This window comes from Streptomyces sp. NBC_00203 (assembly GCF_045206325.1).
Taxonomy (GTDB): Bacteria; Actinomycetota; Actinomycetes; order Streptomycetales; family Streptomycetaceae; genus Streptomyces; species Streptomyces lutosisoli.
This window is the reverse complement of sequence record NZ_CP108126.1, coordinates 5,422,706-5,437,623: the sequence shown is the minus strand read 5'-3', so window position 1 is coordinate 5,437,623 and position 14,918 is coordinate 5,422,706. Positions and strand designations below refer to the sequence as shown.

Sequence of the window (14,918 nt, the reverse complement as noted above, 5' to 3'; positions counted from 1 at the left end):
GACGCGAGGGGCTGGGGGGCACGGATGCGCGCACGAAGACATGGGTGGCTGCTGGTGGGCACGGTGCTACTGGGGTACGCCACCACGGCCTGCGGGGACACACAGCGGAGCGGCACCGCGGCCGGGCCTTCTGCCTCTGCCTCTCCGTCTCCCTCCGCGTCGGCTCAAACACCCCTGTCCGCCGAGGAGTTGAAGTCCCTCGCGATCACGAGTGAGGAGGTGCCCGGGAATCGGGGCATCTCGGCGGACGAGCGTGATCCGTCCGCCGCCGAGGGCAACACCTTTCCTCCGGTCTCGGACACCTCCTGCCAGACGATGCTCGATGCCCTCGACGCCGGGACCGCGTCGGCTGCCGTCGACCAGATCTTCAACTGGAAGGGCGGCATCTACCCGGGCGGCTCCGTCCTCGCCTCGTACGCCGGTACGGAGGCGGAGGACACCTTCGCCCGCCTCCGTACCGCGCTCAAGACGTGCACCGACTTCACCGGAGTCGGCTACGCGGGGAAGTACAGCGCCCACGTCGCGACGGAGAAGATCGCCCGCGTCGGGGACGAGTCGATCGCCCTCCGGATCACGGTCCCGATCAAGGAACCAGCCAGTATGCGCAACGGCCGACGCGTCGCCGTGCGGAACGAGCAGCACATCTTCGTGAGAGTCGGCCACGTCACCGCGTACTACTCGATGCTGGACATGAACCACAGCGACCACTTCCCGATGGCCCTCATCAGGAAGGAGGTCGGCCGCCTGGCCGAGGCCCAGCGCGGCTGACAGCCATGGCCCGGCTTGCTTACTTCAGGACCCCGGCGCCAGTCGTGCTCGCCAGCTCCGTCGGAAGGTTCTTCGCGGAGGTCTGGAGCCCGGCCGTGAGGCTCGGTGTCCAGTTGACCGTGGTCTTCAGCTTCTTCGAGCTCGCGGCGTTGTACGCGGCGACGAGATCGGTCGCGGTCCCGTTGACGAGGTTGCCGCTGCCGGCGACCGAGCCGGTGCCGTCACCACTCAGCAGCTTGGCGATCTTCCCGCCGGCGGGCACGTTCCAGTAGTTGTCCTCGGCGACGACCTGGGCCTTGGCGCGCGAGTTGATCGTGTAGAGAGGCGCGTAGCCGTTGACGGTCGTGGTGTCGAAGTAGTTGTTGTAGATGTGGACCTGGCCGATACGGGCCAGCGGAGCGCGCTGCACGATCCCCTTCCACACGTTGTGGTGGATGGACACATGCAGCTTGCCGGTGCTGTCGGTGTCGCTGCTGCCGATCAGCATGGTCTTGTCGTGGTTGGTGAACTGGTTCCGCTCGACGGTCACCAGGTCCGAGCCCTTGGTGATGTCGAGGTCACCGTCGTGGATCTGGTACTCGCGGCCGTAGTACTTCGGGTTGGCGCTGTCGAGGTGCGGCGCGTCGGTGAACGTGTTGTGGTCGGCCCACACATGGGTGGCCGTGCGCAGCGTGACGGCGTCGTACGCGGAGTTCCAGTTGCCGGTGTCACCGTCGGTCGGGTCCCACTGCGGGAAGCAGTCCTCGGTGGCGGCGAAGGTGAGGTTGCGGATGATGACGTTGTCCACGTCCTTCACCTGGAGGCTGCCGCCGGTGATCCCGGCCTTGGTGCCCGGCACGCCCACGATCGTGGTGTTGGCCGGCACCTTGAAGACCACGCTCTTCGCCTGCTTGGCCTGCGCGGCGGCACGGGCAGTCTCCTGCGTACCCGAGGGCAGCTTCGAGGTGCCGTACCTCGACGGGTCGTACGCCTTCAGGTAGGCGGCGAGCGAGTACCCGGTCCCCGAGGAGTAGTCGGCGCAGCTCAGCTTCTTCCCCGAGTCGTCCGTGTTGGCGTCGATCGTGCCCTTGATCTGAATGATCTTCGCGGCCGTGTTGCTGCTGGAGCCCAACGCCTTCACCAGCTGCGCCCGGGTGCTGACGGTGAACACATGCGCCGAGTCGGCCTGCGAGCCGCCGGTCGTCCCGGAGCCGGAGGCCGCCCAGCCGTCCTTGGCGGGTAGCGCCTGGTGGGCCAGATCGACGGAACCGGCGTTCGCGTTCATCACAAAGGCGACAGCGCCGAGCCCGGTGGCCGCGACGGCGGCGGCGCAGACCAGGACGGTGCGGCGGGTGCGGAGGGACCGGCGGTGGGAGGGGGATGCCACGGATGAGTCCTTACGTGGTTGTGGAACACGTGCGTTGCGTGTGAAGCCCCGTCGAACGGGGCTTCTGACTCATCAGTGGTCGCGGAGCGGGGAAAGGTTGCCGCGCGTTCTCCCTCGACTCAGCGCGGCGGCAACTCACCGATGGGCGCCACCTGTTGGCCGCCCTTCGGGCAGACCCACACCGCCGCTCCCTCCACAACCGTCGCCGTCAGCGGGTGGCTGTCCGGATGCCACGGACAGTACGGCCACACCGCGGACTCTCCCTCTGTCCACAACGCCTCAACAGCCCAGTCCTGCACCTGATCGGCAAGCCCGGCGAGCCGCTCCGCGGGGCTGTCCCCGGGGCCGAGACCGACGCCCTGCCCACTGCCGTCGGGGGCCCAGAGGATGACCCCTTGATAGTCGTCCTCGGGCTCACGCACATCCGGCTGTACGGAGCACTGGGCGCGGAGGTCACGCAGAACGGTTTCGAGAGCGCGGGCGAACTCGTCGTCGGTCACGGGCGGTTCGCCGTCCGGAGGCGGCCGAGGAGGGCAGTCAGGCTGTCCCGGGTGACGGGGAGTATTCGGTCGGGCTCGTCGCTCTCGCGCACATGTATGACGCCCTCGGCGAGGCCGACCTCGACGCACTCGTCACCGTCGCCGCCTCCGGAAAAGGAGGACTTCTGCCACTGGATCACGTCCTACAGCTCCTTCGCCATACGGTGCACAAAGTCCCGCGACTTCGCCGGATCGAGCGATGCCGACCCCACCTTACGAAAGAGCGTTCGGAAGCGGGCGAGCTGAGACTGTGCGTCCAGAAACGGGCCGCCCTGCGGCGCGTCACGTTTCGCGGTGTCCAACTGGGGCACGGGACCATCCGCGTACAGCATCGAGCTGTTGGCACCGGCGAAGCCGTCGATGTCGAACGGGATGACACGGACCGTGACGTTCGGTCGCTCCGACTGCCGCAGGATCTCCTCCAGTTGGGCGCGAGCCGTGAGCCGGTCGGCAACGCGGGTGCGGAGCACGGACTCGTGCACGACAGCCTCGTACGAGACCGCATCATCCCGCTCGACGACGACCCGCCTGCGCATGCGGTGTGCCACCCGCGGCTCCAGCTCGCTCGCGGGCAACTCCGGGACCATGTAGGCGAATACGGCTCGCGCGTACTCCTCGGTCTGGAGCACGCCCGGCACGTGCGCGGTGGAGATCACTTTCAGATGGCGCGCGTGATGCTCAAGCTCGGACAGGTCCAGGAAACCGGGCGGCAGCACACCACGGAACTCCTCCCACCAGCCACGCGTACGATCCGTCGCCATCGCCACCAGGGCCTCGATCAACTCCGCGTCCGCGCAGGCGTAGAGGGCCGCGAGCCTTCGTACGCGTTCCTCGCTGACCCCGGACAGTCCGGACTCGACCTGGCTCATCTGCGCCGAGGTAGACGACAGGAGCCCCACCGCCTCACGGGCCGACATCCCCGCCGCGTCCCGCAGTTTGCGCAACTCGGTTCCCAGCCGCACCTGGCGCGCGGTGGGCTGACTTCTCGGCGCCATGCGGCTCATCTCCTCAGCACCCCTGCTCAGGGGCCCAGTTGGGACCTCGTTCAGGTGCCAGGTTACGCGAACGGCTTGCGTTAGGAGAAATTTCTCCTCTACCGTCAGTGACGCGACGCACACGCTGCGGAAATGCCGGGACCCCCGGAAGTGCACCGCCCCGTCACGCCACGACGGCCGCGACATGCCACCTCCCGACAACCTCAGCCCCCTCCCCGCTCCCCTCCCTGACCAGGAGTCCCGCATGCCCGAAAACGGAGAATCGACCGACGACCACCCCTGGGACTACACCCTCTCCATCCCCAACGACCCCCGAGCCGTCACGATCTGCCGCCGCACCCTCCGCCTGATCCTCACCCTCCACGGCCTGCCCCACCTCGCAGAGGTGGCCGAACTGGTCGCAACCGAGCTGGTCACCAACGCCGTACAGCACACCAAGGGGCCGGCGGCCATACGCCTCCGCTGGACCCACGGAGTGCTCCGCATCGGCGTCTGGGACGCGGACCCCACTCCGCCAACCCTCGCCCCGACATCCGCCCTCAACGAATCCGGCCGAGGCCTGGCCCTCGTACAGGGATGCGCCGACGGCTGGGGCTGGTACCCCCTGGGAAGAGCCCAAGTACCGGGCGGCACAGGCAAGTTCATCTGGTGTGAGCTGACGGCGGCGGCGTGAACGTTTTTGCCGCCCCCGAAAGAGTGAACGCATGCCCATCGGCCGATCACCCCGGTCCTTGATCCACCTAGGTTGCGCACATGGTCACATCAGCTCACGAGGGCATGCACCGGATCTTCCAGGAGCGGCCCGAGATCCTGACTCCCGTGTTCGGGGTGCTGGGCATCGAGTTACCCGAGAAGGCGGCCGTCTACGCGGTAGCCACCGACGCCACGGAGGCCAAGCCCATGGCCCGGCACATCGACACCGTGCTGCGTGTCGGGCCCTCCGACGGGGACGACTTCCTGCTCGCCGTCGAGGCGCAGGAACGACGAGACCGCAAGAAGGAGTCGAGCTGGCCTTATTACGTCGCCTATCTCCAAGCGAAATACGGCCTGCCCGTACTGCTTCTCGTCGTCTGCCGGGACCGAGCCACCACCAAATGGGCAGCCGGTCCATTCGACTGCGGAGCCCGCGGTTGGACCGCGCAGCGGACGTACCCGCTGGTCGTCGGGCCGGACAACCTCCCGGTGATCGCCGACGAGAGAACCGCGGCCGAGAAGCCCGCGATGGCCGCGTTCTCCGCCCTGGCACACGCCAACAGCCCCGACGTCGACGGCATACTGGACTCACTGGGCCGCGCCCTTGCGGGCATGGACCCGGACGCCGCCAGCTACTTCTACCAGTTCCTGGACAGTGCCCTGGGGGCATCCCCCGCCGGAGACAAATGGAGGAACATCGTGACGTTCGTCAACTACTTCCCCGGCCGGGGCACACTGCTTGAGAAGACCTTCCTCGAAGGTGAGGCGAGGGGAGAGGCCAAGGGCATCCTGCGCGTCCTGGAGGTGCGCAGCCTCCCCATCTCCGACGTCGTCCGCGAACGCATCACCGCATGCACCGACCTCGATCGTCTGAACGACTGGCTCGACCGGGCCGGAACAGTCGCTCACGCGGAGGACCTGTTCACCGGGGACGGCGACATCTCGGAGGACGCCACCCCATGAAACCAGACCTCCAGTTCGACCGGCTGAGCCCGGAACTTCAGGAGAAGCTGACGGGTCGCATGATGGTCACGACGTTCTGCATGGCCATCGGCCTGCCCAGAGACCAGGCGATCGCCGACCACAACGCCCACCTGAACGAAATCAGCCGACGCGAGTCCCTCGCGCTGCACGAGGTCAGTTATCTGCGTTCCAAGGCAGGAGGCTGGGCCGAGGAATACGCAGAGGGATGGGCCGACGGATTCGCCGAGGGGCGTGCCACGGCGGTGCTCAGGGTCCTGCAGGCCAGGAACGTCCACATCACCGGCAACACCTGGGAACGCGTCACAGACTGCTCAGACTTGGCCACGCTCACCCGGTGGCTGAACCTGGCCTTCACCGTCACCCGTGCCGAGGACCTGTTCGCGGCGGAGCCCGGACACCTTCAAGAACCCTTGCCTTGACCGTCAGTGCTATGGCTACAAGTCCCTTGTCTGACCGCCAGGTTGAGCAATGAGTGGAGCGCCCGGAGCACACGGCCCTGGGCGCTTTACAATCCCCGCGTGATGTCGGCGCACGGATGATGCGCCTGGGGCGGAGGGGCTCACATGACAAGCACTCGCATGACCAGAACCAGAGGCCGGTGGAGAGCCGCGGCGATCGTGCTGGCCGGGGTGGTCGGGGGCGCGCTGCTGCCCGCCGCTCCCGCCGCCGCCGTGCACGGGCCTGTGCCCCGCGACTTCAACGGTGACGGGTATCGCGACGCCGTCCTGCCCGCTCCCGGCGCGAACGTGTCCGGCAAGGAAGGCGCCGGTGCGGTCGTCGTGCTGTACGGATCCGCGTCCGGGCTCTCGACGACCCGGCGGAAGACCATCACGCAGGACACCTCCGGAGTGCCGGGCACCAGCGAGGCGTACGACGGCTTCGGAACCGCCACCGCCACGGCCGACCTGAACCGGGACGGCTATGCCGACCTTGTGGTCTCGACGCCCTACGAGGACACCTCCCAAGGCGCCGACTCCGGGTTGGTCACCGTTCTGTGGGGCGGCAGCGGCGGGCTGACCAACGGCACCAACCTGCCAACCCCCTCCAACGACCCTGGGTACTTCGGTCTCGACGTCGCCGCACTCAGCAGCGGGCCGGGCTCGGACACCGAGGTCCTGGTCAGCGGGTACGGCGGATCCGTCCGATTCCGAGGACCATTCCGCCGTACCGGCACCTTCGGATCCGTCTCCCTGAACCAGAACACCGCATCCGTCGAGACCGTCGCGCTCGGCGACGTCAACGAGGACCTGTCGCCGGACGAGGCAGTGATCACCTCACGCATGAGCGGGCTGACCGGCGGCGAGATCTATCTGAACCCCGAGTCCGGGGCCGGCCAGCCGACCTCCCTGAAGAGGGGCAACGGTCTGGTCGCAGCCTACGGCGACCTGAACGGCGACGGGTACGACGACCTGGTGGTCGGCGACCCGGATGAGCCCGAAGTCGCGGGCGTGGACGGCGCGTCGGGCGGGAATGTCTCGGTCTGGTACGGGTCGGCGGATGGCATCGCGACCGACGCGCAGCCCGTGCGCATCTCGCAGGACACCGCAGGCGTACCCGGGACGAGCGAAAAGTACGACGCCTTCGGCGGGTCCGTGGCGGTGGTCGACCTCAACCACGACGATCTTGCCGACATCGTCGTCGGGACCCCGTACGAAAGCCTCGGCGGTGCGAAGCGTGCCGGAATGGTGACCGTGATCCCCGGCCGGGCGTCGGGCGCGCTCGGCACCGGGTCGCACTCCTACACGCAGGACACCTCCGGCATGCCGGGCAGTTCCGAGACCGACGACTTCTTCGGGACCACGGTTTCGGCCGCCGACATCAACCGGGACGGCGAGCCGGAGCTCTTCATCAGCGCATCCGGGGAGAACCTCTCACTCGGCGCGGTCTGGGTCCTGCCCGGCGCCTCCACACGCCCCACGACCACGGGCAGCAGGATGATCCTGCCCTCCTCGGTCGGCCTTACCCAGAGCACCCTGGTCCTGCTGGGCGGCAACGGCCTGCTCAATGTGATCTGAGCCGCAGGACAACCAGGAGGGCATGAGGAAGGGCCCGGAACCGTGCTGGTTCCGGGCCCCTTGTGTCATGTCCGTACGAGGATCAGCTCGCCGACGCCGAAGCGCTCGCCTGCGTATCCGTGCTGTCGTGCGTCTCGTCCGGTGCGACGCCCATCGTCAGGTGGGCGTGGACGCCCTTGGCCATGTGCTTCTTGTCGTACTTGATGTAGAGCAGCCCGCCCTCGTGGCCGTTCTGGGGGTAGATCGTGTCCTCGGTGAGGGTGGTGCGGGTGGTGGTGTTCGTGGAGTACGGGGACACCTCCGCCGACGCCAGGACCGACTTCTCGGAGAAGAAGAGCTGGCCGGTGTGGCAGGTGTGGCCGCCCTCGTAGCCCGCGTCGGTCCAGGTGCCGTCCACGTGGACCTTCACGTGGATGTGGACGCAGCGGCCCTGGTACCAGCCCGGGAAGATCGTCTTGAAGGTGACGTAGCCGTGCTTGTCGGTCTTCCAGGTGCCGCGCAGGTAACGCTCGTCATCGGTGGGCTCGGAGTGGCCGCCACCGCCGCCGGTGCCACCGGAGGGCGCACCCGACGGGGGCTCGCCGGTGGGGGCGTCCGTGGGGGTGCCGGACGGCGCGTCGGTCGGGGCGCTGCCGCCGCCGGCTCCGCCGCTGCCCATCGCCTCGTAGCCGGAGTACACGCCGAGCGCCGTGCAGTGCCAGATGTCGACGGCCGCGTTCTTGACGGGCTTGCAGGTCTCCGCGTCGATCACCTTGAGCTTGAGGGTCATCGGAATGCCCTCCTGGTCCTCGGTGATGTCCTGACGGAGCTTGTCCGCGTCGATGTAGTACGGGCCCTCGGTGGTCTCCGTGGTGAGCTTGTAACACGTCTCGGCGCTCGACGAAGTGGAGTCCGTGGTCGTTTCGCCCGCGAACGCGTTCACGGCTATGCCGCCGCCCACGCCCGCGACCGCTACGGCCGCTCCACCTGCGATGACGACCTTGCGTCGCGTCATGTTCCGTTTGTGCGCCGGTCCTTGGGTCTCAGTCATGTGCCGGACGCTAGGGAAATGGGCTGTCAGGAGCGTGAGAAAGGGCTGTGCATTTCTGCGAATCAGCAAAAGAGGACCGAAATGTACGGCGCTTTCGAGCCAGTTGCGATAAGGGGATTAGGTAAGGCTTTCCTTATCTCATTCCGTGCTGTCGCAAGCCGCCCTCGACCGCGACAGCACGGAAGACGGAAGAGAGGGCTACGACGCCGAAGCGGAAGCCGACGCCGACGCGCTCGGCTGAGTGTCCGTGGTGTCGTGGGTCTCGTCCGGTGCGACGCCCATCGTCAGGTGGGCGTGGACACCCCGGGCGATGTGCCTCTTGTCGTACCTGAGGTGGAGCAGGCCGCCCACGGCGCCGTTGTCCGGGTAGATCGTGTCCTCGTCGAGGGTCGTCCGGGTGGCGGTGTTCGTCGAGTACGGCTCCACCTCGGCGGAGGCCAGCACCGACTCCTCGTCGAAGAACAGCTGGCCCGTGTGGCAGGCGTGGCCGCCCTCGTACCCCGCGTCCGTCCAGGTGCCGTCCACATGGACCTTCACGTGGATGTGCACGCAGCGGCCCCGGTACCAGCCCGGGAAGACCGTCCTGAAGGTGACATGACCGTGCCTGTCCGTCCGCCACGTGCCGCGCAGATAGCGCTCGTCGTCGGTCGGCTCCTGGTGGCCGCCGCCTCCGCCGCCGGGACCGCCCGACGGGGGCGGGCCGGTGGGCACGTCCGTGGGTGTGGCCGAGGGGTCGCCGGAGGGCGGGGCGCCGCCACCGCCGTTGCCCATGCCTTCGTAGCCCGAGTAGACGCCCAGCGCCGAGCAGTGCCAGATGTCGACGGCGGCGTTCCGTACCGGTCTACAGGTCGCCGCGTCGATCACCTTGAGCTTGAGGGTGAGAGGGATGCCCTCCTCGTCCTCGGTGATGTCCTGGCGGATCTTGTCCGCGTCGATGTAGTACGGGCCCTCGGTGGTCTCCGTGGTCAGGACGTAGCACGCTTCGGTGGGCGTGCCGGTGGGCGCGCCCTTGGGTGCGCCCGGGCCCTTGTCGCCCGCGAAGGCGTTCGCGCCCAGGCCGACGGCCAGACCCGCGGCCGCGACCGTCGCGCCGCCGGCCACGACGACCTTACGGCGCGTCAATTCCCGTTCTGTCGTTGCCTGCTGGGGGGTGTCAGTCATGGCTGAGGAGATTATGAAGTGAACCTGTCAAAGAACTGTGATTCACGGTGATTCCTGAGGGGCACATGAGAATGGCTCGGAATCGATGTCGATTCCGAGCCACTCACGTGAGGACCCGCGAGGCCCCCTGAAGCCCTACTTCGGCTGCGGCTTCCGCACCGAGAGGTGCAGCTCCCGCAGACGCGTCTCATCCAGCTCCGTCGGCGCGCCCATCATCAGGTCCTGCGCGTTGCCGTTGAGCGGGAACGCGATCGTCTCGCGGATGTTCGGCTCGTCCGCGAGCAGCATGACGATGCGGTCGACGCCCGGGGCGATCCCGCCGTGCGGCGGGGCGCCGAAGCGGAAGGCGCGGAGCATGCCGGCGAACTGTTCCTCGACGGTCTCACGGTCGTAGCCCGCGATCTCGAAGGCCTTGAGCATGATGTCGGGCTCGTGGTTCCGGATCGCGCCGGAGGACAGCTCGACGCCGTTGCAGACGATGTCGTACTGCCAGCCGAGGATGTCCAGCGGGTCCTGGGTCTCCAGGGCCTCCAGACCGCCCTGCGGCATCGAGAAGGGGTTGTGCGAGAAGTCGATCTTGCCGGTGTCCTCGTCCTTCTCGTACATCGGGAAGTCGACGATCCAGCAGAAACGGAAGACGTTCTCCTCGAAGTGACCCGCGCGCTTGGCGGCCTCGACCCGCACCGCGCCCATGATCTTCGAGACCTCGTCGAACTCGCCCGCGCCGAAGAACACCGCGTGGCCGGCGGCGAGAGACAGCCTCTTCGTCAGCTCGGCGACGTTCTCCTCTGTCAGGAACTTCGCGATCGGGCCCGTCAGCGAGCCGTCCTCGGCGACACGGACCCAGGCCAGGCCCTTCGCGCCGAGCGTGACCGCGAAGTCACCGAGCTGGTCGAAGAACTTCCGGGGCTGCGCGGAGACGTCCGGCACCGGCAGGGCACGTACGTGCTTGCCCGCGAAGGCCTTGAACTCCGAGCCCTCGAAGATGTCGGTGATGTCGGTGAGCTCCAGCTGGGCCCGCAGGTCCGGCTTGTCGGAGCCGTACTTCAGCATCGCCTCGCGGAACGGGATGCGCGGGAAGGGGGACGTCACGTGACGTCCCTTCCCGAACTCCTCGAAGAGTTCCGTCATGAGCTTCTCGATGGGCTGGAAGACGTCTTCCTGCTCTACGAAGCTCATCTCGACGTCGAGCTGGTAGAACTCGCCCGGCGAGCGGTCCGCGCGCGCGTCCTCGTCGCGGAAGCAGGGCGCGATCTGGAAGTAGCGGTCGAAGCCGGAGATCATCAGCAGCTGCTTGAACTGCTGCGGGGCCTGCGGAAGCGCGTAGAACTTGCCCGGGTTCAGACGGGAGGGGACCACGAAGTCGCGGGCGCCCTCCGGGGAGGTGGCGCTGAGGATCGGGGTCGCCATCTCGTTGAAGCCCAGCGCCGTCATCTTGTGACGGATCGCGGAGATCACGGCCGTACGCAGCAGGATGTTGCGGTGCATGCGCTCGCGGCGCAGGTCGAGGAAGCGGTACTCCAGGCGCCGCTCCTCGTTGACCCCGTCCTCCGCGTTGATCGTGAACGGGAGCGGGGCGGCCGCGCCGAGCAGCTCGACCTCGCTCACCTCGACCTCGATCTCGCCGGTGGGCAGGTCCGGGTTCACGTTCTCCGTGCCGCGCGAGACGACCTTGCCGTCGACGCGGACGGTCGACTCCTTGGAGACCTTGTCGAGGGCCTCGTAGGCGGGCGTGCCGGGGCGGGCGACGAGCTGCGTGATGCCGTAGTGATCGCGCAGATCGATGAAGAGGATGCCGCCCAGGTCTCGGCGATTGTGCAGCCAGCCGCTCAGCCGGACGTCGCTTTCGACGTCAGAGGCGCGGAGCTCGCCGCAGGTGTGGGACCTGTACCGATGCATCGTCGTTCATCCAGTCTTCGCGGATCGGGGTCTTTGGCAGGGTCTTTTTTCACATGAAGATCGAAGTCTGTTTCACGTGAAACGTCCGGGCCGGGGCCCGGATCCCCCAAGGGTACCGGCCGCCCCAAGATCGCCCACCCCAATACTCTCGGTGGCAGGTACCGATCACCTCTTCTTACAGTGGGTCAATGCGCACTGGTGAGCCCCTGCCCGGCGTGGGGGACGTCCTGGCCGCCCTCGCGACCGGCCTGTGGCGCTGGGACAACGCCGCGGGCCTCGTCACGTTCGACGCCGAGGCCGCCCGGCTGATCGGTCTGCCCGCGGAGGCGACGACGCTCACCGAGGCGGGGGCACGCTCCCATTTCCACCCCGTCGACTGGAACGAGATCTACGGAGTCGTACAGCTCGCCGTCGCCGAGGGCACCCTCGCCGAGGCCCGGATGCGGATCATGGACGGGCACGGCCGGGTGATCCGTACGGTCCGCAGCCGCTCCAAGCCGATCGTCGACCCGAAGAGCGGCGAGTACGAGCTGATCGGCACCCTCCAGGAGATCAGCGAGCAGCCGCCGGGCGCCGCCGCCCGCACCCCCGTCACCGGCGACTGGCGCCGCTCCCGCGAGGCGTTCCTGCTGGACGCGGGGCGGGCACTCGCCGAGGCGCGGTCCACGGCGGAGGTGCTGCGGGTCGCGGCGGGCCTGTCGATGCCCGGGTTCTCACCGGACGGACTCGCCGTCTTCGGCGCGGAGGCCGACCGGCTGACGGTCATCGGCCACCACGGGCACCAGCCGGGCGACGAGAGCCCCTTCTCGCACATGTCCCTGGCCACGGACTATCCAGCCGCGGACGTCGTCCGCACGGGCCGCGCCGTCTACCTGTCCTCCCCGGAGGAGTACAAGGAGCGCTACCCGACCTCCTGGCCGCTCGCGCAGCACTTCGGCCGGCAGTCCTGGGCGTTCCTGCCGCTCACCGTCGCGGGCCGCACCATGGGCGCCTGGATGGCGGCGTTCACGTACCCCGTCACCTTCACACCCGACGAGCGCTCGGTCCTGACGACCGTCGCCCGCATGCTCGCGCAGGCCCTCTCGCGCGCCGTCGCCGCCGAGACCGAGCGTGAGCTGACCGACGGCCTCCAGCGCTCGATGATGCCCACGCTGGGCCCCCAGATGCCGGGCATGAGCGTCGCCGCACGCTACGTGCCCACCGGCGGCGGCCTCCAGGTCGGCGGCGACTGGTACGACATGATCCCGCTCCCCACCGGCCGCTTCGCCCTGGTCATCGGCGACGTCCAGGGCCACGACGTGCGCGCCGCCGGCCTGATGGGCCAGCTCCGCATCGCCCTGCGCGCCTACGCCGCCGAGGGCCACCGCCCGGACGCGGTGCTGTCGCGGGCCTCGCGCTTCCTGTACGGGGTCACGGACTCGGTGACGTACGGGTCGAGCAGCGGCACGGGCAACGGAGACGGCGGCGATCTCCGCTTCGCGACCTGCCTGTACGTCGAGGTCGACCCGGCGACCGGGACGCTCGACATCGCCCGCGCCGGGCACCCCGACCCCGCGATACGCATGGCGGACGGAACCGTACTGATGCGGCCGACCGCGGGCGGGCTGCCGCTCGGCATCGACCCGGACGCCGACTACCCGACGACCCGGCTCGTCCTGGAGCCCGGCGAAACCATGCTGATCTGCACCGACGGGCTCATCGAGACCGGGGGCCACGACCTCGACACCGGCTGGCGCCGCATCCGCCGGACCCTCGAATCCCACGACGGCGACATGGAGTCCCTCGCCGACGCCCTGGTCCAGGCCGTGCACGGGCCCTCCTCGCACCACACCACCGGGCCGCTGGCCGACCGGCGCGAGGACGACATAGCCGTACTGCTGCTGTGCCGGGTGGGCCCGGGGTGCGGCTGCGGCGACACCGTCACGACCGTCGCGCCGACCGTGCGCCGCACCCTGCTGAGCGTGGCGCAGGCCGAGCCCGAGCGGATCGCGGACGCCCGTCAGCAACTGCGCGAGCTGCTGCACGACTGGGCTTCCGAGGACCAGCTCGACTCCGCCGTCCTCCTCGTCTCCGAGATGGTCACCAACGTCCTCGTGCACACCGACGCCGACGCGCTGCTCGTCGCCGAGGTGACCGGCGAGCCGGGCGAGCGGCGGATGAAGGTGGAGGTCACCGACGCCAGCGACGACCTGCCACACCGGCGTCACCCCGGCGAGCTGGCGTCCTCCGGACGGGGGCTGGTGTTCATGGAACTGCTCGCGGACGCGTGGGGCGTGGACCCGCGGGGGGAGGGGAAGAGCATCTGGTTCGAGTTCTACGAGTCCGAGTCCGAGTCCGACGCCAAAGACGCTCCTGGTTCTCCTGGCGCTTCCGAGGCGTAACGCGTACGGAGTTCGTGCAGCACCCCGAACGCGGCGGCCGTCAGCGGGACGGCGAGCAGCATGCCCAGGATCCCCGCGACGGACGCACCCGCCGTGATCGTCAGCATCACCACCGCCGGATGCATCTGCACGGTCCGGCTCTGGATCATCGGCTGGAGCACATGCCCCTCCAGGACCTGCACGGCGACGACGACCCCCAGCACCCACAGCGCGATCACGAACCCCCGGTCCGCGAGCGCGACCAGCACCGCCACCGCGCCGGAGATGAACGCGCCGAGATACGGGATGTACGCCCCCACGAAGACCAGCGCGCCGAGGCCCACCGCGCCCGGGACACTCAGGATCAGCAGCCCGACGGTGATGCAGAGGGCGTCGATGAACGCGATGAACGTCGTCCCGCGCATGAACCCCTCGACGCCCTCGAAGGCCCGGCGGGCCATGGCCTCGACGACATCGGCGGTCCCCCGGGGCGCCAGCGACCGCACCATCCCGGACACCCGGTGCGAGTCCCGCAGGAAGAAGAAGACGAGCAACAGCGCCAGTACGGCCATGGCGATGCTCTCGCCCACGATGCTCACACCACTGATGACATTGGACGCGGCCGTGCCGCCGAACTTGGTCAGCAGGTCCTTCGAGTTGGTCGCGAGGTCGTCGAGGGACGTGCCCGCCGCGCCGAAGTGCTCGGCGAGGGACGTCGCGGCCTGCTTGAGCGAGGCGACGATCTGGTCGCCGGTGTCGATGAGCGCGGCGACGACGATGTAGACGGCGCCACCCACCACCACGACCACCGCGACACACGTGAGCCCGGCGGCCAGCGACCGGTTGACCTTCACCCTCACCAGCCGCCGGTACAGCGGCCCGAGCAGCGCGGTCCCCAGCAGCGCGAGCAGCACCGGCACCACCGCCGTACGGAACTCCCCGCACAGCACGACCCCCACCCACCCGACACCGGCGGCGAGCAGGATCACGGCGCACCAGGCGGCGAGACGGCGGGCGGCATCGGGGAGTAGCTGCACGCTGCCACCCGATCACGCGCCGGGCGAGCCGTCCTGTGGGGAGGGCCCGCCCGGGTGACGTAGCGTCAGCG

Annotated in this window: 14 protein-coding genes; 6 read left to right on the top strand and 8 right to left on the bottom strand. The window is 68.8% G+C overall.

All coding sequences use genetic code 11. The annotated features are described in order from the left end of the window. Positions 1–24: 24 nt before the first annotated feature. Positions 25–768 (top strand): hypothetical protein, encoded by a 744-nt coding sequence (locus OG975_RS24410; RefSeq protein WP_406331476.1) that lies wholly within the window; start codon positions 25–27, stop codon positions 766–768. Between the two features lie 19 nt (positions 769–787). Here OG975_RS24410 and OG975_RS24405 read toward each other — a convergent pair whose 3' ends face one another. The 4 genes from OG975_RS24405 to OG975_RS24390 all read right to left on the bottom strand — a co-directional run bounded on the left by OG975_RS24405 (position 788) and on the right by OG975_RS24390 (position 3,668). Beyond that, complete coding sequence (locus OG975_RS24405) at positions 788–2,134, bottom strand: polysaccharide lyase family 1 protein (RefSeq protein ID WP_406331475.1); 1,347 nt, start codon at positions 2,132–2,134, stop codon at positions 788–790. Between the two features lie 119 nt (positions 2,135–2,253). Continuing rightward, positions 2,254–2,634: a hypothetical protein gene (locus OG975_RS24400; RefSeq protein WP_406331474.1), complete on the bottom strand. Its 381-nt coding sequence runs from the start codon at positions 2,632–2,634 to the stop codon at positions 2,254–2,256. After that, entirely contained in the window at positions 2,631–2,813 is a 183-nt protein-coding gene (locus tag OG975_RS24395) for a DUF397 domain-containing protein (protein ID WP_406331473.1), read from the bottom strand. Before OG975_RS24395 ends, OG975_RS24400 begins: the two co-directional genes overlap by 4 nt. 3 nt (positions 2,814–2,816) lie before the next feature. Beyond that, positions 2,817–3,668, bottom strand: coding sequence for a helix-turn-helix domain-containing protein (locus tag OG975_RS24390; protein ID WP_406331472.1), 852 nt, complete (start codon positions 3,666–3,668; stop codon positions 2,817–2,819). 244 nt (positions 3,669–3,912) lie between these two features. Between OG975_RS24390 and OG975_RS24385 the strand changes: the two genes are divergently transcribed. From OG975_RS24385 to OG975_RS24370, 4 genes are all read left to right on the top strand, one after another. Continuing rightward, on the top strand, positions 3,913–4,341 hold the full coding sequence (locus tag OG975_RS24385; RefSeq protein WP_406331471.1) for an ATP-binding protein: 429 nt from the start codon (positions 3,913–3,915) through the stop codon (positions 4,339–4,341). An 80-nt stretch (positions 4,342–4,421) separates the two neighbouring features. Further along, entirely contained in the window at positions 4,422–5,324 is a 903-nt protein-coding gene (locus tag OG975_RS24380; protein WP_406331470.1) for a hypothetical protein, read from the top strand. Continuing rightward, the gene (locus OG975_RS24375; RefSeq protein ID WP_406331469.1) at positions 5,321–5,764 is read left to right on the top strand and encodes a hypothetical protein; all 444 of its coding nucleotides are present in this window, start codon (positions 5,321–5,323) and stop codon (positions 5,762–5,764) included. Before OG975_RS24380 ends, OG975_RS24375 begins: the two co-directional genes overlap by 4 nt. Positions 5,765–5,923: 159 nt before the next feature. Next, positions 5,924–7,360: a VCBS repeat-containing protein gene (locus OG975_RS24370; RefSeq protein WP_406331468.1), complete on the top strand. Its 1,437-nt coding sequence runs from the start codon at positions 5,924–5,926 to the stop codon at positions 7,358–7,360. An 82-nt stretch (positions 7,361–7,442) separates the two neighbouring features. Here the strand turns inward: OG975_RS24370 and OG975_RS24365 are convergent, their stop codons facing one another. From OG975_RS24365 to aspS, 3 genes are all read right to left on the bottom strand, one after another. Continuing rightward, positions 7,443–8,390: a dioxygenase gene (locus OG975_RS24365; RefSeq protein WP_406331466.1), complete on the bottom strand. Its 948-nt coding sequence runs from the start codon at positions 8,388–8,390 to the stop codon at positions 7,443–7,445. Positions 8,391–8,588: 198 nt separating this feature from the next. Then, positions 8,589–9,551 (bottom strand): intradiol ring-cleavage dioxygenase, encoded by a 963-nt coding sequence (locus OG975_RS24360; protein WP_406331465.1) that lies wholly within the window; start codon positions 9,549–9,551, stop codon positions 8,589–8,591. Between the two features lie 135 nt (positions 9,552–9,686). Continuing rightward, positions 9,687–11,450, bottom strand: coding sequence for an aspartate--tRNA ligase (aspS, locus tag OG975_RS24355; protein ID WP_406331463.1), 1,764 nt, complete (start codon positions 11,448–11,450; stop codon positions 9,687–9,689). Positions 11,451–11,638: 188 nt separating this feature from the next. Between aspS and OG975_RS24350 the strand changes: the two genes are divergently transcribed. Then, positions 11,639–13,831, top strand: coding sequence for a SpoIIE family protein phosphatase (locus OG975_RS24350; RefSeq protein WP_406331461.1), 2,193 nt, complete (start codon positions 11,639–11,641; stop codon positions 13,829–13,831). Here OG975_RS24350 and OG975_RS24345 read toward each other — a convergent pair. Continuing rightward, a complete protein-coding gene (locus tag OG975_RS24345; RefSeq protein ID WP_406331459.1) occupies positions 13,765–14,847 on the bottom strand; it encodes an AI-2E family transporter in 1,083 nt (360 codons plus the stop codon). The two genes, OG975_RS24350 and OG975_RS24345, sit on opposite strands and share 67 nt — an antisense overlap. Positions 14,848–14,918: the final 71 nt, after the last annotated feature.

Excerpts from the sequence above, each read along its gene's own strand:
- OG975_RS24410 (WP_406331476.1), top strand. The coding sequence starts at position 25 with ATGCGCGCACGAAGACATGGGTGGCTGCTGGTGGGCACGGTGCTACTG.
- OG975_RS24390 (WP_406331472.1), bottom strand. The coding sequence starts at position 3,668 with ATGGCGCCGAGAAGTCAGCCCACCGCGCGCCAGGTGCGGCTGGGAACC.
- OG975_RS24385 (WP_406331471.1), top strand. The coding sequence starts at position 3,913 with ATGCCCGAAAACGGAGAATCGACCGACGACCACCCCTGGGACTACACC.
- OG975_RS24380 (WP_406331470.1), top strand. The coding sequence starts at position 4,422 with ATGGTCACATCAGCTCACGAGGGCATGCACCGGATCTTCCAGGAGCGG.
- OG975_RS24375 (WP_406331469.1), top strand. The coding sequence starts at position 5,321 with ATGAAACCAGACCTCCAGTTCGACCGGCTGAGCCCGGAACTTCAGGAG.
- OG975_RS24370 (WP_406331468.1), top strand. The coding sequence starts at position 5,924 with ATGACCAGAACCAGAGGCCGGTGGAGAGCCGCGGCGATCGTGCTGGCC.
- OG975_RS24365 (WP_406331466.1), bottom strand. The coding sequence starts at position 8,390 with ATGACTGAGACCCAAGGACCGGCGCACAAACGGAACATGACGCGACGC.
- OG975_RS24360 (WP_406331465.1), bottom strand. The coding sequence starts at position 9,551 with ATGACTGACACCCCCCAGCAGGCAACGACAGAACGGGAATTGACGCGC.
- aspS (WP_406331463.1), bottom strand. The coding sequence starts at position 11,450 with ATGCATCGGTACAGGTCCCACACCTGCGGCGAGCTCCGCGCCTCTGAC.
- OG975_RS24350 (WP_406331461.1), top strand. The coding sequence starts at position 11,639 with ATGCGCACTGGTGAGCCCCTGCCCGGCGTGGGGGACGTCCTGGCCGCC.